This window comes from Pedobacter sp. HMWF019 (genome assembly GCF_003061025.1).
GTDB lineage: Bacteria > Bacteroidota > Bacteroidia > Sphingobacteriales > Sphingobacteriaceae > Pedobacter.
The window spans coordinates 755-1,352 of record NZ_QAIL01000614.1; the positions used below are offsets into that span (position 1 = coordinate 755).

Annotated in this window: 1 protein-coding gene and 1 pseudogene; both read right to left on the reverse strand. The window is 35.8% G+C overall.

The annotated features are described in order from the left end of the window. On the reverse strand, positions 1 to 360 hold a 360-nt coding region (locus DBR11_RS30480; protein ID WP_304594515.1), incomplete at its 3' end, for an ATPase domain-containing protein. A 154-nt stretch (positions 361 to 514) separates the two neighbouring features. Further along, a pseudogene (locus tag DBR11_RS30600) lies at positions 515 to 598 on the reverse strand (endonuclease III); the annotation flags it as partial.

Sequence of the window (598 nt, forward strand, 5' to 3'; positions counted from 1 at the left end):
GGGTTGTGCAATCAATAGATTTTCAACATCAACGCCTAATTTCTTTGCATAAAATTTATCAAAAGCATGCTCTGCGTCAATGAATGCAGCTACCCCACCCGATTTCTGAGCCTCAGCAATAATATGGGTTGCCAGAGTTGTTTTACCAGAGGATTCAGGACCGTAGATCTCGATGATACGGCCTTTGGGAACACCACCTATACCTAAAGCGATATCCAAACCAATAGATCCGGTAGAAATGGATTCCATTGCCTCTATAGCCTGATCACCTAATTTCATCACGGCGCCTTTACCATAAGATTTTTCTAACTTATCAAGTGTAAGTTGTAGTGCTTTTAATTTGTCTGCGTTTGGATTCATTTCTTTAAAATTCTGTTCTTAGGATAAATATCTATTTCTTTAGGAATATTGTCTTCGAAAGCGAGGTGCTAATTATGTTAGCAAAAGTAAGTATTTGTTTATTCAAAAAAAAATTAATCTGATAAATATAATTTTATTTCTATTTTTTAACTAATTATTTTAGTTTTTGATTCCGCTCAAAATAGCGGCACAGATGTGTGATTTCGCAGATACTGCATTTGGGCGATCTGGCTACACA